The 16243-nt window shown below is 73.4% G+C and carries 12 protein-coding genes; 2 read left to right on the forward strand and 10 right to left on the reverse strand.

Annotated features, from left to right (window positions below):
• Positions 1-54 precede the first annotated feature (54 nt).
• The gene (locus FLL47_RS20580) at positions 55-432 is read left to right on the forward strand and encodes a DUF742 domain-containing protein (protein WP_144122169.1); all 378 of its coding nucleotides are present in this window, start codon (positions 55-57) and stop codon (positions 430-432) included.
• 1 nt (position 433) lies between these two features.
• Positions 434-1030, forward strand: a complete 597-nt coding sequence (locus tag FLL47_RS20585) for a GTP-binding protein (RefSeq protein WP_144122170.1) — start codon at positions 434-436, stop codon at positions 1028-1030.
• Between the two features lie 195 nt (positions 1031-1225).
• On the opposite strand, the gene FLL47_RS20590 is transcribed toward FLL47_RS20585, so the two are convergent.
• The 10 genes from FLL47_RS20590 to FLL47_RS20635 form a co-directional block, all read right to left on the reverse strand.
• Positions 1226-2428 (reverse strand): ABC transporter substrate-binding protein, encoded by a 1203-nt coding sequence (locus tag FLL47_RS20590; protein ID WP_144122171.1) that lies wholly within the window; start codon positions 2426-2428, stop codon positions 1226-1228.
• A 212-nt stretch (positions 2429-2640) separates the two neighbouring features.
• A complete protein-coding gene (locus tag FLL47_RS20595) occupies positions 2641-5337 on the reverse strand; it encodes a transposase (protein WP_144122172.1) in 2697 nt (898 codons plus the stop codon).
• 59 nt (positions 5338-5396) lie between these two features.
• On the reverse strand, positions 5397-6230 hold the full coding sequence (locus FLL47_RS20600) for a DNA primase (protein ID WP_144122173.1): 834 nt from the start codon (positions 6228-6230) through the stop codon (positions 5397-5399).
• Positions 6231-6301: 71 nt separating this feature from the next.
• The gene (locus FLL47_RS20605) at positions 6302-8095 is read right to left on the reverse strand and encodes an amino acid ABC transporter ATP-binding/permease protein (protein WP_144122174.1); all 1794 of its coding nucleotides are present in this window, start codon (positions 8093-8095) and stop codon (positions 6302-6304) included.
• Between the two features lie 124 nt (positions 8096-8219).
• Entirely contained in the window at positions 8220-9869 is a 1650-nt protein-coding gene (cydD, locus tag FLL47_RS20610) for a thiol reductant ABC exporter subunit CydD (RefSeq protein WP_425457738.1), read from the reverse strand.
• A gap of 27 nt (positions 9870-9896) precedes the next feature.
• Positions 9897-11342, reverse strand: a complete 1446-nt coding sequence (locus FLL47_RS45000; RefSeq protein WP_222106124.1) for a SigE family RNA polymerase sigma factor — start codon at positions 11340-11342, stop codon at positions 9897-9899.
• A 178-nt stretch (positions 11343-11520) separates the two neighbouring features.
• Entirely contained in the window at positions 11521-12528 is a 1008-nt protein-coding gene (locus FLL47_RS20620) for an acyl-CoA dehydrogenase family protein (RefSeq protein ID WP_144122176.1), read from the reverse strand.
• Between the two features lie 138 nt (positions 12529-12666).
• Positions 12667-13797 carry a hypothetical protein gene (locus FLL47_RS20625; RefSeq protein ID WP_144122177.1) on the reverse strand — a complete coding sequence of 377 codons (1131 nt, stop codon included), beginning with the start codon at positions 13795-13797 and terminating at the stop codon, positions 12667-12669.
• A 128-nt stretch (positions 13798-13925) separates the two neighbouring features.
• Entirely contained in the window at positions 13926-14753 is an 828-nt protein-coding gene (locus tag FLL47_RS20630) for an aldehyde dehydrogenase family protein (RefSeq protein ID WP_222106134.1), read from the reverse strand.
• A 58-nt stretch (positions 14754-14811) separates the two neighbouring features.
• The gene (locus FLL47_RS20635) at positions 14812-16242 is read right to left on the reverse strand and encodes an aldehyde dehydrogenase family protein (RefSeq protein WP_144122179.1); all 1431 of its coding nucleotides are present in this window, start codon (positions 16240-16242) and stop codon (positions 14812-14814) included.
• Position 16243 lies beyond the last annotated feature (1 nt).

Here is a 16243-nt window from a genome sequence, read left to right on the forward strand (position 1 = left end):
AAACCGTCCCGGAGGGTCCGGGGACGGCACTGGGGAAGGGGGTGAACGGCGACGATGCCCGACAGAGAAGAACCGACCGGTGCATTGGTACGGCCGTACGCCGTGACCCGTGGCCGCACCCGGCCGCGATTGGAGATCGCGATCGAGGCGCTGGTGGAGACGACCGTACGTGGTCGCTCCGCTGGCACCTCCGGTCGCGGCGGCCACGGGAAGGAACATCAACACATCGCGTCCCTCTGCGACGGCAAGGTGCAGTCGCTTGCGGAGATCGCGGCACGGATGCGGCTGCCGCTCGGTGTCGCCCGTGTCCTCATCGCGGACATGGCGGCAGACGGCCTGGTCGCGGTATACGAGCCGACGTCGTTTGAGAGTAACGACGCGGTAGGCACTGAACTGCTGGAGAGGGTACTCAGTGGACTTCGGAGGCTCTGACATGTCACACCGCCCGGCGCAACAGCCTGGCGGTCGTGTGACATCGGCGAAGATTGTCATCGCCGGCGGCTTCGGCGTCGGTAAGACGACGCTCGTTGGGTCCGTTTCGGAGATCACGCCGCTGACCACTGAAGCGATTATGACTTCGGCCGGTGTCGGCGTGGATGACACGCGCTCGGTCCCCAACAAGACCACCACCACGGTGGCCATGGACTTCGGCCGTATCTCCATCGATCGCGACCTGATCCTGTACCTGTTCGGCACGCCTGGCCAGACGCGTTTCTGGTTCATGTGGGACGAGCTGGTGCGGGGCGCGATCGGCGCGGTGGTCATGGTGGACACACGCAGGTTGGCAGACTGCTTCGCGGCGATCGACTTCTTCGAACACCGCAAGCTGCCCTACCTGATCGCGATCAACCAGTTCGACGGGCAGCAGTACCACAACGCCCAGGACGTACGGGACGCGCTGGCGATCTCGTCGGACGTGCCGGTGGTCAGCTGCGACGCGCGTAACCGCGAGTCGACCAAGCAGGTGCTGATCTCCCTGGTGGAGTACGTGCTCTCGATGCGGCGTACCCGCACCGGAGCCTCGGCCTGACATAGCAAGCACGCACAGGCCCGCCGTCCCCAAGACAGCGGGCCTGAAGTGCTGTCCCCCGGGACCAGCCGACCGCCCGCCCACGCCCCCCCTTCCCCCAACTATAAAACACTCGCCCCCTCAAACACTGTTTGAGGGCGCGAGTCTTTAAGACAGGAGGCAGGCCGGGCCCAGGAGCCCGGCGGGCCGGGGAGGTCAGCTGAGGCGGACCCAGGCGCCCTGGCGGACGATGAAGGGGGTGAGGGCGTCGGCTTCGATGCCGCCGTGGGAGATGGGCTGGAAGGCGTACGCCCCGCTGATGCCCTCGATCGGACCGCCCTCGAGCCGTCCCCGCAGGCGCTGCGGGTCGGTGCTGACGGCCCGCCGTGCGGCGGTGGCCATCAGCGTCAGCGCGTCCGCGCCGTACGGGGCGAAGCCGGTGAACGAGCCGTACTGCTGGATGTAGCGGTAGATGAAGGTGCGCTGGGCGCGTCCGGAGGGCGTGGTGGCCACCGTGGGGGCCCCGGCGAGCACGGCGGGGTGCACGACGTAGGCACCCTCCATCGCGCGGCTGTTGGGGCCGTTGAGGGTCTCGTCCGCACCGGCGCCCGCGTCGAGGAACACCTTGCCGGCGTAGTCGGCGTTGCGCAGCGCGGCGACCGCGGCGGCGCTCACCGGGGCCTGCGCCCAGATGATGACCGCGTCCGGCTCGGCGTCGGCGACCCGTGCGGCCGCGCTGCCGTAGGCCCGGCCGGACTTGGGCAGGCGCACGGTGTCGACGATCTCGCGCCCGCTGGCGAGCATGGCCCGGGGCAGTGCGCGCACTCCCGCGTCGCCGTGCCCGTCCGCGGTCGCCAGGATGGCCACCTTCTTCAGGCCGAGCTTGCGGATCTCGCGGCCCATGATCGCTGCTACGTCCGAGGCGTTCGGGCCGAGCTGGTAGACGAACTTCCGGTTGGGCAGCGGCACGGTCATGTCGTCACCGCTGTTGAGGCAGAGGAACGGGACCTTGCCCGGCTCGGCCACCGAGATGATCGCGCGGGCCGTCTCGACGGTCGCGCCGCCGATGATCGCGCTGACCTTGTCCTGTTCGATGAGGTCCTTGGCCTGCTGCATCGCGGTCGCCGCGTTGCCGCCGTTGTCCTTGAAGATCAGCCGGAGGTAGAGGCGGCCCTCGCCGTACGGGATGCCGACCGAGTTGATCTCGTCCGCGCCGACTCTCAGCGCCTGCTCCTGCAGCTTGCCGAAGGTCGAACCGGGGCCGGTGAGCTCCAGGTTGATGCCGAGCACGAGTTCCCCGGTGGCGCCCGCGGCGCTTGCGTCGGGCTCGGCGCAGGCGGCCAGCAGCGCTGCGGCGGCCAATCCGAGTCCGCCGGTGAGGGCGCTGCGTCGGGTCAGTCCACCTGTGGCGCTGTTCATGAACGTGCCTTTCCGCGGTGCAAGGGGTGCATGGGCGGTGGCGCGAGCCACTGCCGCACACGTATCGTGCTGGCCCGCCGGAGCGGGGGTCAAGCTCAGGGACTATGGCCTGAGACACACGGTCATGCTCGTGCGCCTCGCTCGGTGCCATCCTCCGTTTCGCTGGGGACGGCACCGCGCGACCGCTGTCGCAGGCGACGCGAAGCCGCAGCTCAGCGGTAGTTGGCCGCCCGGTAGTTGTAGTCGTCCCGGTCGTCGCGCGCGTCCTGCTCGCGGCTGAAGTCCCAGCCGTTGGCCGACTCCCGGCCCGGACGGCCGCCGACGGCGAAGCCGCCCTGGCCGGGGCCGCCGCCGAGTTCCTGGTTGCCGCGGCGCCAGCCACGGAAGTAGTTGCTGGTGTGCGCGGCGATGCCGGCGGCGTCGCGGACTATGCGCAGCGGGCGCTCCTCGCGCTCCGGCGTCGAGCCGGGCACCAGGTTGGCCGCCGGCACGCGACGGGGCAGGCCCGCGGTGGTGTCGTTGCCGACCTGCGGACGGGCCGCCTGCTCGGCGGCGCGCCAGCCGCTGTCCATGGTCGAGTTCCAGGTGGTCTCGGCGCTGGTTTCCGGACCGCTGAACCAGGCCGAGGAGACCGACGCGAAGATCAGCAGGTCGTCGTCCTCGCCGGAGGCCGGGCTGGACGCCCGCTCGCTGCGGCGCGGCTTGGGCCGCGCGCCGGTCAGCGCGCTGTCGTCGACCAGGCGCAGTGGGGGCTCTTCGCGCCCGCCGCGGCCGTTGCGTCGGGCCGACTCGTCGACCAGCCGCAGCGACGGGGACTCGGGCAGCACCAGGTCGTCGTCGAGCCACGGCGGGGTGATCCGCCCGTCGGCGGGGCGCGCGGGCTCCTCCGGCTCCGGGTTGAGCGGCCAGTTGGCGCGCGAACCGGCGGGGGCCGCGGGCTGCTGCGGTGCCATGCCCAGCGGGTCGGCCGGCATCCGGGTGATGTCGATCGGCACGTCGGTCGCGGACGGCGCGTTGAAGCGCGGGCGCTCCCCGGTGTCGCGGAGGCTGTCCTGCTGGAAGCCGCTGCGGGCACGCTCGGCGAGTTCGTTGGCCAGCCGCTCGGCGGCCGACGGCTGGTAGCCGCGCTGGGCGCGGTCGTCCAGGTCGCCCGCCCGGTCCACGGCGGGCTGCTGGTAACCGCCGCGGGGGCCGCGGTCGTTCGCGGGCTCGACAGGCTGCTGGTAACCGCCGCGGTGGCCGCGGTCGTTCATGGGCTCGGCGGGCTGCTGGTAACCACCACGCGGGGCGCGGTCGTTCGCGGGCTCGGCGGGCTGCTGGTAACCGCCGCGGGGGGCGCGGTCGGCCCGGTCGCTCGGCAGGTCGGCAGCGAGCTGCTGGTATCCGCGCGGCGCGTCGTCCACGGGCTCGGCGGGCTGCTGGTAGCCGCGCGGCGCCTGCTCGGCGAGGTCGGCGGCGGGCTGCTGGTAGCCGAGATGTCCCTGCTCGACGGTCTCGTCGGGCAGGTCCGCGGACGGGGCCTGGTTGAACCCGCGCGCTGCGCGCTCGCCGCTGATGACGGCGTTGGTCAGGGTCGGCACGAACGGCTTGCCCGCGTCGGCCGGCGGCCGCGAGGTGCGCTGCGCCGGGATGGGGGCCTGCCGCGGCGGGATCGGGGTGGGCATCTGCCGGGTGGGCGCGGCAGGGGCCTCCTGGCGCGCCGCCACGGGCATGGCGACCATCGGGGTACCCGCGATCGGGGTCGGCTCGAAACCGGGCGGCACGGGCGGCGTGGAGGGCGCCCACGCGGGGCGGTCCACCGGCGGCGGCGCGAGCGGCGTGCTCGACACCGGCTCGGGCGCGGTCGGCGGGGCCTGCACCGGGCGCGGCTGCGCCGGGGCGGCGTTCACGGCGGTCGGCTGCACGCGGCGGCGGGCGCCGGTCGCGGCGGCCATCGCGGGCGGTGCCGAGGTGACCGGGACACCGGTCCGCCGAGCGGCGGGCTGGGCGGGCGCGGCGACCGGCGGCGGGGCCATCCGGTCGGCGAGCGTGTCGATGAGGGCGGCGCCGGCGGCGTCGGAGGAGCGCACGGCGGCCACGCTGTGGCGCACGGAGTCGGCCACGGCGGCGGTCAGCTGCTTGCCGATGCCGTTGCGGCGGGGGGTCTCCGCGATGGCGACGCGCAGCGCGGTGACCGCCTCCAGGGCGGTGCCGCTGTCGCAGACGCCGTCGGCGACGAGCCGGGCGGCGACGGTCTCGGCGGTCGCGCCGTTGTCACGGTTGCGGGAGCCGGACTGCCCGGCGAGCATGCCCGGCTCGGGCAGCGCCTCGAGCACGGCCAGGGCGACCGGGGCGGCGGGGTCGGGGTAGGCGCGCAGCGCGGCGGGATACAGCTCGCGCAGCACTTCGCGCAGGGCCACCGCGGCGGCGTGCCGGCCGACGGCCAGCGCCGCGTGCGCGGCCAGCACCGGCTTGAAGGCGACGAACTCGCGGGGCGCGGGACCGACCACTGCGGACAGCGCACCGGCCTGCAGCGCGCGGGCGAGCCCGACGGCACGGCGTTCGTCGGGGGAGGAGTTGGCCTCGTCGAGAGACTCGTCGTCGGCGAACCGGTCGGCGAAGTCGTCGGCGGACTCGTCATCGGTGTACGCGATCGCCCGGCCTGCCGCGGCGAGCAGCGAGATGACCTGCTGGTCGTCGCTGTCCGCGGCCACCGTGACCATCGTCGAGCCGCCGAACCTCTCCGCCAGCAGCGACGTCACCAGCGCGTAGCCGGCAGGATCGTCGTTGATGACGCAGAACTCCAGCAGCCTGCCGGAGTCGTCGACAACGGCGACGGTCAGCCGGTTCACGGCCGCCGCAAGGTTGTCCCCCGCGTCGACCTCCGGAGCTGTCGACGCGATACCGCAGTACACCCGCACGAGCGCCACGGACTCGTCCTCCTCCCGGACCCCTCGTGTGCCAAAGACTGATGTTCCCTGGTTAGGGGTCAGTCGCGCCAGTCCACAGCGCCAGAGATCTTGCCAATAATCGAGCGCCAGCCGATGGATGCCTGCTCTGCCCCGATTTTCTTCAGCTTTCGCTTGGCGAAGAAAGCGCCGACGCCGCCCTCTTCCGACGCGCGCAGCGCATCGTCGAGGTCGTCGAGCGGGGAGCCGGGGGAGAGCGCCACCATGACGGGCTTGAGGCGAAGAGCGTAGCTCACGTCCCTGGCAAACTCCCCGGCGCGCAGCACCAGCTCGGCATCCCAGGCGTCCGGCCCGCCGCGCAGGTTCTCCACGACGAGGTCCAGTTCGTACGCGTCGTCCTCGCCCGCCACCACGTCGGTGGCCTTGACCGACTTCGCCAGCTTCGACCAGCCTTCGAGCTGCTTCATGTCGTGCGGTGCACCGGAGCGCACAAAGTCCGCCAGGCCCTTGGCCGACAGGAACAGCAGCAGGCGGCCCTTGTGTGAGAGGAAGACGGGCACCTCCTCGTCGGAGACGACGGCGGCGTCCTCGTCGTCCTCCTCGTCGGCAGCCTCATCGGCCTCGGCGGTCTCCACGGCGCGCTCGGCGATCTCGTCCTCGGCGGGTGCCGCGGCGACCTCGTCCAAGGCCTCCTTGGTCCACTGGAACTCCGGCAGCTCCTCGTCGTCGGCGACGCCGATGGGGCGGCCGGTGCGACCGGCGAAGATCGCGTCGTCGTCCTCGCGGTCGGCGATGTCGGTCGGCGTCAGCTCGCTCGCGGGACGGTACGCCCGCAGCGTCAATCCGACCTTGCCACCGGGCAGGGCTACCTCGACCGGCGAGACCTGGTACTCGTCCCAGAGCGTGCTTGCCACTGCTGACCTCCGCCGTTCAGCTGCCGACCTCTACCGGGTCGGTGACTCTCCGCACACCCTAGTGGTTCGTGTCAGCCCCCGTGCGCCCGCACCCAACCCTGCGTTCCGCGCTCCTTCACCCGGCCACCGTCCAGCACCACGACCTCGTCGAACGCGTCGAGACCGGTCAGCCGGTGGGTCACCAGCACCACCGAGCGGTCGCCGCGGTGCGCCAGCACGGCGGCGAGGACCGCGTCCGCCTGCGCGGGATCGAGGCCTTCGGTCGGCTCGTCGAGCAGCAGCACCTGCGGGTCGGCCAGCACCGCGCGGGCCAGCGCCAGCCGCTGCCGCTGGCCGCCGGACAGCTCCGCGCCGTCCTCGCCGACGCGTACGTCCAGCCCGTGCGCGTCCACCCAGTCCCCCAGCCCGGCGGTCCGGCACGCGGCGACCAGCTCGTCGTCCGTCGCGGCAGGGCGGGCCAGCAGCAGGTTGTCGCGCACCGAGGCGTGGAACAGGTGCGCGTCGGCCAGCAGGCCGGTCACCGCCGCAGGCCACCGCTCCCGGTCGAACGCCGCGATCGGTGTGCCATCGGCTCCGGTCCCGTCGGCGTCCGCGGTCGGCGGATCCGGCTCGCCGCCCGCCCCGGACCGCGGGGCGCCGGGCACGGTCGGCTGCGCGGGGGCCGGGCCGGCCGTCACACGGCCGGAGTCCGGGGTGATCGCGCCGGTGAGCAGGGCGAGCAGAGTGCTCTTGCCCGCGCCGGACGGGCCGACGACCGCGACCCGGCGGCCGGGCGGCAGATCCAGGTCGATGTCGTGCAGGGCCGGCGGGGCGTCAGCCCGGTAACGCACCCCCGCGCCGCGCAGCCGCAGGTGTACGGATCCGTCCGGGACCGGCAGCCCGCCGGAGGCGGCGGGAGCAGGTTCACCCAGCAGCTCGGCCACCCGGCGCAGGCTGCCCTGGATCTCGGCGCCCTTGCGGGCGGCGGCCAGCAGCGACAGCGCCAGCTCCCCGGCGGCCAGGGTGGCCACCGCGAGCACCGCGAGCCACACCCCGGGCAGGCCGCGCGACATGGCGGTGATCATTACGGCCATCGCGGTCACCCCGCCGAACGCGGTCGCCGCGGCGTCCACCGCGAACGAGCGCCGGGCCAGCGCGCGCTCCACCCGGGCCAGCTCGTCGGCGTGCGCCGCGCCGCGGGCCTCGTACTCGGGGCGGGCGCCGAAGGCGGCGAGGTCGGCCGCGCCGTGCACCAGGTCGACGGTGTCCACCGCGTACGCGGCGCGCAGCGGGGCCAGCCGGGCCGAGCCGTGCCGGGCCAGCCGGGCCGCCAGCAGCGGCAGCGCCACCCCGGTGACCAGAAGTCCGGCCAGCAGCACCAGGGCGACGGCCGGGTCGGCGAGCAGGGCGGTGCCGACCGCGGCGACGGCGACCAGCCCGGCCGCCGCCATCGGCAGCAGCACCCGGATCACCAGGTCCTGCACGGCGTCGACGTCGGAGACCATCCGGCTGAGCGCGTCCGCCCGGCGGGCCGGGGGCCGGTCGACGAGCGCCGCGAAGATCCGGGCGCGCACCTCGGTGACCATGCGCAGTACGGCGTCGTGGCTCGCCAGCCGCTCCACGTACCGCAGCACGCCGCGGCCGATGGCCAGCGCCCGCACCAGCACGATGGCGATCGACAGCGCGATCAGCGGCGGCTGTCCGGCCGCCGTCGCCAGCAGCCACGTCGCGGCGGCCATGAGGCCCAGGCCCGCCGCCTCGGTCCCGGCCGCCAGCAACCCGGCCCCCACAAAACGCCACCGCAACGGGTACGCGAACGCCAGCACCCGCCGCATCACGGAGTCGCGCCGCATCCCGCGCACCGCCGCCTCCCCGATCCCGCTCATCACGCGACCCCGCCGTGCGCGATCGCGGTCCGGCAGTTTCGGGGAAAGTGCAGGAAAGGGCAGGCCGATTCCTGCGGGTTCCCCGAAACTGCAAGCCGCGTGGCGGGGCGTCGGCGTGGGGCGGTCATGCGGTCACCAGTTCGTGGAGGGTGCCCTGGTCGATGCGGACCACGCGGGTGGCGGCGGCGAGCAGGGCGGGGCGGTGGGCGACCAGCAGTGCGGTGCGGCCCTCGACCAGGGACAGGGTGGAGGAGACCACCGCCTGCTCGCTGGCGGCGTCGAGGCGGGCCGTCGGCTCGTCGAGCAGCAGCAGGGGAGCGTCGCGCAGGAAGGCGCGGGCCAGCGCGAGCCGCTGGCGCTCGCCGCTGGACAGGCCGTGTCCGCGCTCGCCGAGCACGGTGTCCAGGCCCTGCGGCAGCGCGTCGACCACGGGGCCGAGCGCGGCTGCGCGAGCGGCCTGCGCGATGCGCTCCCGGGGGGCGTCCGGCGTGCCCAGCGCGATGTTGGCGGCCAGCGTGTCGGCGAACAGGTGGGCCCGCTGCGGCACCCAGCCGAGCTGCCGCCGCCAGCCGTCGAGGTCGAGTTCGGCCAGGTCCACGCCGTCCACCAGGATGCGGCCCGCGGTCGGCGTGGTGAAGCCGAGCAGCAGGTCGAGCAGCGTGCTCTTGCCGCCGCCGCTCGGGCCGACCAGGGCGATCCGCTCGCCGGGCCGGATCGTGAGGTCGACGTCGCGCAGCGCGGTGGTGCGCTCGTACGCGACGGTCACCCCGCGCAGCTCGATCACGCCGCCGCGCGGCGCGGTGCGCGTACCCCCGGCTGATCCGCCGCCGGCGGCCGCCAGCAGGGTGAACGCCTGGTCCAGTGCGGTCAGGCCCTCCATGCTCGCGTGGAACTTCGTGCCTGCGGCACGCAGCGGGGCGTACGCCTCCGGGGTCAGCAGCAGCACGGTGAACGCGGCGGTCAGCGTCATCCCGCCGCCCAGCAGCCGCAGACCCACCGGCACCGCCACCAGCGCGACCGAGATCGTGCCGACCAGCTCCAGCACCAGCGCGGACAGGAAGGCGATGCGCAGCGTGCGCATCGTCGCCTCGCGGTGCCGGTCGGCCATCTCGCGCACCGCGGTGACCTGCGCGCGGGCCCGGCCGAACGCCTTCAGCGTGGGCAGGCCGGACAGCATGTCCAGGAAGTGGCCGCCGAGCATGCTCAGCCGCCGCCACTGGCGCTCGGTCGCGATGCGGGTCTGCCAGCCGACCAGGATGCCGAAGATCGGGATGAGCGGCAGGGTGACCAGCACGATCACCGCCGAGGCGAGGTCGGCGAACGCGAGCATGGCCAGCACCCCGACCGGCACCGTCACCCCCAGCACGAGCTGCGGCAGGTATCCGGTGAAGTAGCCGTCCAGCGCGTCCAGGCCCCGCCCGGTGAGTGTGGCCAGCTCTCCCGCCCGCTGCCCGGCCAGCCAGCCCGGCCCGCGGCGGCCGACCGCCCCGAGCAGGTCGGCCCGCAGGCTCGCCTTGACCGTGGCCGCCATGCGCGCCGCCACCACGCCCAGCCCGCTGGTGAGCGCCGCGCGGGCGGTCAGCGCGAGCAGGAACCCGGTGATCGCGGCCGGGTCCAGCCGCAGCTCGACGGCGGCGGCCAGCGCTCGGGCGAGCGCGGCCGCCGCGGTGACGACGGTGATGGCGACAGCCGCCCCGAGCACCCCCAGCAGGACCACGTCACGCCGGGTGGACGGGACCTGCCGGAGCAGACGGGGATCGAACGGACGCGCCACGCTGTCCATCGTGCCCGATGGCGTGGGTCACTGCCCGGCAGGCCCGGCCACCGTGATGCTCTCGGCGAACCTGATCAGGTCGACCTCGCTCAGATCGCTCCGGCTCTGCATGATCAGCAAGATCCGCCGCTCGTCGAGCAGGATCGCGAGTTCGGTAATTCTGCCCTCGGCGACCCGGGTCATCTGGGCGGGCCGTCCGCCAACCGTCAGTGAGCTGGTCGGCGGCACCAGGCTCGTGTCGTTCCCGACGTTGACGCAGACGCCCTCCGGATCCTGGTACGTCAGCCGGGGCTCGCGGCTCAGGCAGACGTGTCCCGAGTCGAGGCTGCTGACCTCGTATCCGTCCGGCATCAGCGTGTAGGTGATCTGCGGAGTGGCGGTCATCCGGCCGGGCCGCAGCTCGCGGGCGATCCGTTCGACCTGCGCCACGGTCAGGTCGCGGAAGCTCTGCACGGTCACCCACCGGCCGTCGCGCCGCCAGGTCAGGCCGACCCGGAGCTCACCGTTCTCGCCGGTGCCCGTGCGCAGCGTCGCCGCCACCCCGTTCACCTGCGTGTTCTTCGTCTCGGCCGCCTCCCAGTCCCAGTCGTACGGGGTCGGCCCGGCGTAGATCAGCAGCTGCTGCGGGCCGCCGGTGCTCTCCACACCCGTCATGTCGAGCGCGGAGACGACCTGCAGCGGTCCGGTCTGCGCCGGTACGAAGCCCAGTTGGTACGGGAACACCGGCAGCGGCTCCGTGGCCGGCCGCGGCACGAGCGCCGCCGTGGCGGTGGCCGACGGGCTGACGCTTACGGCCGGGGTCGGCGTCGGCGTCGGGGTGACCACGGGCGGCGGCTGCTCGCCCCGCCAGACCGGCGCCAGCACGAGCAGCGCGGCGAGCACCGCGGCCGCGGTCGCGGCCAGGGCCGCCCGGCGGCGCAGCCGCACCCCGGCCGACCGGCGGCGCACCGCGTCCACCGGCACACCGGGGAAGTTCCGCTCGCCCGCGGGCACGGGTGTCGGCGCGTCGACCCGGTCGCGCAGCGTGGCCAGTCCGCGAGACGCGTGCACCCGCACCGTGGCGGGCGCGCAGTCCATCAGCTCGGCGATGCGCTCGTCGTCCAGATCCTCGAAGTAGCGCAGCACGAGCACGGTGCGCTGGCGGCGGGGCAGCGTGCCCAGCAGCGCCCAGAGCTCGTCGCGCACCGCGTGGCGCTGCGCGAAGTCGCCGGCGTCCGCGGTGTCCGGGGTGGTCCCCAGCGGGCGCTCCCGGTGCGACAGCCGCCGCCACCAGGAGGAGTGCGCCCACACGACCGCCTTGCGCAGGTAGGCGTCCGGGTTCTCCGCCTCGATGCGGTCCCACCGGTGGTACGCCTTGGCCAGCACGTCCTGCACCAGGTCCTCGGCCAGGTGCCGGTCGCGGCAGAGCAGGTACGCGAAGCCGACCAGTGGCCCGGAACGGGCGCGGACGTAATCCTCGAACTCCGGGTGCACGGGGGTCTCCTCAGCCGGTGTGCGGTGGTCTCGCGGCTAAGACGCCACCGCACGAGCGCGGTGTTTACGATGCCGGAAGAAATCTCGGACCGCCGATGCCGAGCCTGCCGCAGCCGAGCGAGCGGTGCGGCAGATCGCCGCACTGGCACAGGCACTGCGGTGCGGGCAGCCCGGTGGATCACCGTGGGGGAATGGCCCGCAGTCGCGTCAGCAGGGCGTCGCGAATGGCCGGACGGTTGCCGAACACCAGCAGGAACGCCGCCTCCCGGAGCAGCCGCTGGGCATGGTCGCCACGCAGCACGGCCCGCGCTCCGGTCTGCACCGCCAGCTGCGCGGTGGCCCGCAGCACCAGGTCGGAGGCGGCCGCACGGGCGGCGGGCACCGCGTTCGCGTCAGCGGCCAGCAGCGCGACGCGGGCCGTGGCCAGTTCGGCGTCGAGCGGGCTCGGCCCGATCAGCCGGCAGCAGCGATTCACCACACCGAGCGCGAGGAAGCCGTTCAGGGCCGAGCCGCTCGCGTCCGATGACGACCATTTCCCGTACGCCTGCACGTCGGCGAGCCGGTCCGCGGGCACGAAATGGCCGTCGAAGCGCACGTCGACGGTCCGGCTCGCCTGCACCGCGACCAGCTCCAGCGGCGTGGCGGCCAGGGTCGGCGCGTCGATCGCGTCGACGAACAGGAAATGCACGTCGTCGTGCTCGTCGCGGGCGGCGGTGTACAACGTGTCGATCATGTGCCAGCCGGTCACCCACGGCACCACCCCGTCGAGCAGGTAACCGCCGTCGACGGCGCGCACCCGCATCGGTGCGGTGGGGCTGCGCAGCCCGGCCAGCGCGATGCCGGCCCGGCGTGCCCCCTTGGCCAGGGGTTCCAGCCAGGTCGCACGGATGCCGGGACGGTCGCTGTAGGCCGCGGCCAGCACCGGGCCGTGGTGCTGCAGCCAGACGAACGCGGTGCTCAGGCAGCCGCTCGCCAGGCTCTCCACGAGCGAGGCCGCGAACGGGAGGTCCATCCCGAAACCGCCGGCGTCCGGTGGCGCGGCGACGCCGTAGAAGCCCTCGGCGGCGAGCAGGTCCAGTTGCGACGCGGGCACCCGGTCGGCGGCGTCGACCGCGAGCGCGGCCGGGAAGAGGACCTCGTCCGCGATCTCCTGCGCGCGTGCCCGCATCCAGCTCGCCTCACCCACGCGGCACCCCCTTCACCCGACCCAGGATCGCAGAGCGCCCACCGAACGGAACAGATCTTGTGCACTTTGTGCGGCCAGGGCGACACGAAGTGCACAAGATCCGGGAGGGATCGTGGCGGGCGAGCGATTGCCGGGGATTCAGGGGGTGCGGGGTCGGATCTCGTCGTCCGGGTCCGGGTCGATGAGCAGGCCGCCCTGCACCCCGATGAAGTGGTAGCTGACCTGGCGCAGCGGCCACAGCACCCAGGGGCGCTCGTCCGCGGCGATCGTGCGGCCGTCGGCGTGCCCGCCCGCGCCCACCAGCACCCAGGTGTAGGTGGTGGACAGCACGGTGATCGCACTGCCGGTGACACCGACCGGGGTGAGCCCGCGGGGCAGGCCGGCGCGCACCTCGTCGGCGGTCTCGGCGTCGGCGTACAGCACGGCCCGGAAGGTGGCGACCGCGTCGCTGTCGTCGGTGGTGAACGTCGCGCGCACGGTCAGGTAGCAGTTGCGCCGGTTGAGCAGCGCGTCGTCGGGCAGCACCCCGTCGCAGCCGCGTATCTCGTCGGCGGCGGTGCGGACGAGGCGGTCGCCGTTCATGGTCAGCTCGGCGGGGAAGATCTCGGTGGCGCGTACCCAGGTCGGGTCGCTCTTGGCGATGGCGACCGGCAGCGCGCTGATCATCAGCGCCATCGCGGCGTACAGCGCGATGGTGTTGTAGCGGCGCTCGACGACCGGGACCGCCTTCGCGACGAACACCATGATCAGCAGGAACAGCAGGATCGCCCCGGCCCCGCCGAGCCCCCACAGGATGCCGTCGGCGAACGCGTCGCTACCCGGGCCCTTGAGCAGGTCGGACATGTCGCGCCCGCGGCCGGGGATGAAGCTGAGGGCGACCAGGTCGATCACGCCGGTCGCCACGCCGAGAGCGATCCGGCCCGGCTTGCCGAGTCTGGTCCAGAACAGGCTGACCGAGACCATCGCAGCCGCCGGGGCGGCGATCACCAGCCAGCCTGCCGTCGTCATCCCGGCCGCGGAGCAGGCCGACACCTGGCAGGCGACGGCCAGCACCGCCCCGCGGACGTACCCGCCGAGCACGAGGTAGGTGACGAACAGCGCGACCAAGCCGAGGACCGCCAGCAGGCTCCACAGCCGTCCGGACCGCGACCCAGCGGTTTTGCCACCGGACGGGGCAGGGCCGGCGGCCTTTCCGGCGATCATGGGACGGCGACGGCTCGCCTTGCCGACATGCTGGACCGGGCCGGAGTCGGAGGAGGGGCTGCTCATGGTCGGCCACCCTAGCGAACCCGCGCACCCAGCTCAGCGACCGGGAATGTCGGGAAGGGCACCTTCACAACGCATGGCGATGTGCAGGTGCCCTTCCTCCCAAACGATGTGCGGGGGCGCTTCTTTCGTCAGATGCCCTTGGGGTGCCAGACCGTCTTGGTTTCGAGGTAGGCGGTCATGGGGGCGAGGCCGGGGTCGGCGGACCAGTCGACGGCGGCCGGGCGGCGTACCCGCTTGAGGGTCTCCGCGGCGGCCTGCTCCAGCTCCAGGGCCAGCTTGGCGTCGGCCAGGCCGGTCAGGTCCAGGCCGTTGACGTCGCTGTGCGAGGCCAGCCAGGGGGCCATCTCGGCAGCGGAGCCGGTGAGGATGTTGACCACGCCGCCGGGCACGTCGGAGGTGGCCAGCACCTCGGCCAGGGTGATCGCGACGCGCGGGGCGTCGGTGATCACGACGACCGTGTTGCCGGTGGCCATCGCCGGGGCGATGACGCTGACCAGGCCGAGCAGGGTCGGCGCGGACGGCGCGACCACCGCGACGACGCCGCTTGGCTCGGGCGACGAGATGTTGAAGTACGGCCCGGCGACCGGGTTCGCCCCGCCGACGACCTGCGCGAGCTTGTCGGTCCAGCCGGCGTACCAGACCAGGCGGTCGACCGCCTCGTCCACCTCGGACGCGGGCACCTCCAGCGCGGCGAATTCGTCGCGGCGGCCCTCGAGCATCTCCGCGACCCGGTAGATGACCTGGCCCTTGTTGTATGCCGTCGCGCCGGACCACTTGCCGAACGCAGCCCGCGCGGCTAGCACGGCGTCACGGGCGTCCTTGCGGGAAGCCTGGGCGGCGTTGGCCACGAACTGCCCCTTGCTGTCGGCGACGACGTAGGTGCGGCCCGACTCGCTGCGCGGGAACGCACCACCGATGTAGAGCTTGTACGTCTTGCGTACGGCCAGCCGCGGCAGGACGGCGCCCGCGGTGACCCGGGTGGCGGAGGCGACGGAGTCCGCGGACTCCTTCTTCTTAGCCGGCAAGGTAGGCCTCCAGCCCGTGGCGGCCGCCCTCGCGGCCGTATCCCGATTCCTTGTAACCACCGAACGGCGAGGCCGGGTCGAACTTGTTGAACGTGTTCGCCCAGACGACACCGGCCCGCAGCTGGTCGGCGATGGCGAGGATGCGGGAGCCCTTCTCGCTCCACACCCCGGCCGACAGCCCGTACGGCGTGTTGTTGGCCTTCTCGACCGCCTCGCCGGGGGTGCGGAAGGTCAGCACCGACAGCACCGGCCCGAAGATCTCCTCGCGGGCGATGCGGTGCGCCTGGGACACGCCGGTGAAGATGGTCGGCGCGAACCAGAAGCCGCGGTCGGGCAGCTCGCACGCGGGCGACCAGCGCTCGGCGCCCTCGGCGGAGCCGATCTCGGCCAGCGCCTTGATCCGGGACAGCTGCTCGGCGGAGTTGATCGCGCCGACGTCGGTGTTCTTGTCCAGCGGGTCGCCGACGCGCAGGGTGGCCATGCGCCGCTTGAGCGACTCCAGGAGCTGGTCGGCGACGGACTCCTGGACCAGCAGCCGGGAGCCCGCGCAGCAGACGTGGCCCTGGTTGAAGAAGATGCCGGTGACGATGCCCTCGACGGCCTGGTCGATCGCGGCGTCGTCGAAGACGATGTTCGCCGCCTTGCCGCCCAGCTCCAGGGTGACCTTCTTGTTCGTGCCGGCCACCGCGCGGGCGATGATCCGGCCCACCTCGGTCGAGCCGGTGAAGGCGACCTTGTCCACGTCGGGGTGGTTCACCACGGCCGCGCCGGTCTCGCCCGCGCCGGTGACGATGTTGACCACACCCGGCGGCAGCTCGGCCTGCTGGCAGATCTCCGCGAACAGCAGCGCGGTCAGCGGGGTCGTCTCGGCGGGCTTGAGCACCACCGTGTTGCCCGCGGCCAGCGCCGGGGCGATCTTCCACGCGAGCATGAGCAGCGGGAAGTTCCACGGGATGACCTGCCCGGCCACGCCCAGCGGGCGCGGGTCCGCGCCGAAGCCCGCGTACGGCAGCTTGTCGGCCCAGCCCGCGTAGTAGAAGAAGTGTGCCGCGGCCAGCGGCACGTCCACGTCGCGGGACTCCTTGATCGGCTTGCCGTTGTTCAGCGACTCCAGTACGGCCAGCTCACGGCTGCGCTCGGCGATGAGGCGCGCGATCCGGAACAGGTACTTGGCCCGCTCCCGGCCCGGCATCACGCCCCACACGTCGGTGTAGGCACGGCGGGCGGCCTTGACGGCCCGGTCCACGTCGGCGGTGGAGGCCTCGGCGATCTCGGCCAGCACCTCCTCGGAGGCGGGGGAGATGGTCTTGAAGCTGCCCGCGCCGTCGACGAACTCGCCGTTGATGAACAGCCCGTACGAAGGCTGCAGCTTCACGATCGAGCGCGACTCCGGCGCCGGCGCATACTCAAAAGCGCTCATG

This window comes from Catellatospora sichuanensis, assembly GCF_007483665.1.
GTDB lineage: Bacteria > Actinomycetota > Actinomycetes > Mycobacteriales > Micromonosporaceae > Catellatospora > Catellatospora sichuanensis.

Coding starts and splice junctions, on each gene's coding strand:
- FLL47_RS20590 (WP_144122171.1), bottom strand. CDS start 2,428: ATGAACAGCGCCACAGGTGGACTGACCCGACGCAGCGCCCTCACCGGC.
- FLL47_RS20605 (WP_144122174.1), bottom strand. CDS start 8,095: ATGAGCGGGATCGGGGAGGCGGCGGTGCGCGGGATGCGGCGCGACTCC.
- FLL47_RS20635 (WP_144122179.1), bottom strand. CDS start 16,242: ATGAGCGCTTTTGAGTATGCGCCGGCGCCGGAGTCGCGCTCGATCGTG.
- FLL47_RS20580 (WP_144122169.1), top strand. CDS start 55: ATGCCCGACAGAGAAGAACCGACCGGTGCATTGGTACGGCCGTACGCC.
- FLL47_RS20625 (WP_144122177.1), bottom strand. CDS start 13,797: ATGAGCAGCCCCTCCTCCGACTCCGGCCCGGTCCAGCATGTCGGCAAG.
- FLL47_RS20585 (WP_144122170.1), top strand. CDS start 434: ATGTCACACCGCCCGGCGCAACAGCCTGGCGGTCGTGTGACATCGGCG.